At 51.9% G+C, this 2,062-nt stretch carries 2 protein-coding genes; one reads left to right on the forward strand and one right to left on the reverse strand.

Translation table 11 applies throughout. The annotated features are described in order from the left end of the window. Positions 1 to 189: 189 nt before the first annotated feature. Complete coding sequence (locus tag WG936_RS12185) at positions 190 to 930, forward strand: TIGR02391 family protein (RefSeq protein WP_339573057.1); 741 nt, start codon at positions 190 to 192, stop codon at positions 928 to 930. Between the two features lie 932 nt (positions 931 to 1,862). Here the strand turns inward: WG936_RS12185 and WG936_RS12190 are convergent. After that, a partial coding sequence (locus WG936_RS12190) for a hypothetical protein (RefSeq protein ID WP_339573058.1) occupies positions 1,863 to 2,062 on the reverse strand: 200 nt, incomplete at its 5' end.

A 2,062-nucleotide genomic window follows, 5' to 3' on the forward strand; every position in this document is an offset into this window, starting at 1 on the left:
AGATTCTCCGCCAGAATGCGATCCTCAACAAGACGGACCACGCGGTCCTTCGCATCCTGGTCAAACTTCTTAGGCATGTTCCAGATTTTCCCATCCACTCAAGCGGAACAAAACCTGGGGCACTTCAGGAGAGCATTTCTTGCAGTTGGCTTCTCGCCTCTTTGTAGCCGACGCATTAATCTATCGGATATGGATAATGACTGGGCACGAGGCAAGCTGGAACAGTTTCTTGAGAGTTGTGAGGAACATGATCGGCTTAGCGACCGCATACCGGCAGGCCAGTATTGGGACGAGAATCTGATGAGACCCATCACCAATTCTGTAGAGGATCAGCTGCCTACAGTCCAGCAGATTATCAAGGTACTGGACCCCTCGCTAATTACCGACACATTTGGTATTTCCGAGTTGTACAGTGGGCTTAGGGCAACTGCAACCGCAACGCGGAAAGCTCTCGCTGTGCTGCGAGATCAAGATGAATGGAAGAAGAAGCTCGCTCCGCAGGGACCTTCATTTGTGGCGGACGAGCTACATGAGTGGGTCTGGGGTGCCGCAGCGCAATTTTGGCAAGCGGACCAGTTTGAAGTCGCGGTCGAGTATGGTGCAAAGTCGCTTACCGCTCATATCCAGAAGAAGTCTGGGATGGACACCGCTGACCGGGAACTTGCTAGTGAGGTGTTCTCGCCGAAAGTAAGCCCAAAGAGTGTACGTCTGTGGTTGCCCGGACCGCGTGATTCGGATACGTGGAAGTCACGTCAAGATGGGCTGCATTTGTTAGCTATGGGCGTGTTTGCAGGGATTCGTAATGTCGTTGCGCATTCGGTGGCACCTGGGTGGTCTCAACAGGAGGCTTTGGAGTATTTGGCTGTCTTGTCGGTTGTGGCACGTTGGGTTGAGGAGACAGAAATTGTAAAGCCAAAGAATCAATCTTGATGACCTATCGGTCTGATTACTTGTTGGTCCGTCGAGAATTCATAGTGTCCTGTGGCTGATACAACTTACAGCAGGTGGCGGTCGTCCGACAGATGCAGACATGCTGTGGATAAGTTCATTAACTTTGAGGTTAACTGCAGTGATGGTGCCAAGTCGGCGATTGGTAACCAGGCCTGCTTTTCTCTGGGGCTATCCGAGATTCCGTAGCAAGTAGCCAGCTTCTTTCGCATTCACAGTGACTTACTAGGGGCCAGCGGATCAGTCTAAGTAGAATTTTCGTCGTAACATCGGTTGGTCTCTTAGCAGGGCTAATTTGTACCGAATCTGTCCCCAAGGACCGATGTTGAGGCCGCTCTTTTTCGTGCAAATTGCCACCATCTGGTTGGTGCATTTGCAGACTTCAGACATGCACTCCATCGCGATTTGCGCTTGTGCTCGTTGTGGGGGTGCTTGTGGAGGGCAGTATCGAGAAATATCAGCTATAGCGTCCCTGGGCAGGACTCCTATCAACATTGACTCGACAGGGATACCGCACCGGTAGTGTGCTCTGATAATTTCCAGTTGCCCAAGGTGAACGAGACGGCGTAGCCTCCAGTCCCTGGTGCTAAGTTGCACCCTATTCAAGTCCGTAACGGTTTGTCCAAGCCAGACTAAAGTATCTTCGTCGCCTGTTATTCCTTGATTGAACCTGGTGGAAACAGCCTCATTACAGGCCGTAGCGGCTTCAAATTCGGCGCGGATTCGTGGGAGCGGTTCACGAACCGCAAGGGACGGAGATCACAAACTCGAAAGAGGGAGTGACCTCCGGTTTCTTTTGTTTTTGTGTTCGCTAGTGTATCGGACTGGGGAGTGGGGACTTGCGGATGCAAGTCCCCACAATGAGTGGAAAAGTGCTGTCTTCCACTCGGGATATGAACGGAAGACAGCACCTATTAGGTGTCTTTATGTCGATCTTGGAACCTGGAGATGTAGTCCTTGAAGAATCCTCGGCGTTGACGGGCGGGCGCTTCGCGGAGCTCATCAATTAGCTGGGCGCGGTAACCCGGCTCGAGAACATGTCCTTGGTCGGTTGGGATGATTTTGCCCTCTTTGAGCCGGAAGTCCCACCACCTTGTGAACACGATGTCCATTG

The sequence above is a fragment of the Corynebacterium sp. H127 genome (assembly GCF_037482665.1).
Taxonomy (GTDB): Bacteria; Actinomycetota; Actinomycetes; order Mycobacteriales; family Mycobacteriaceae; genus Corynebacterium.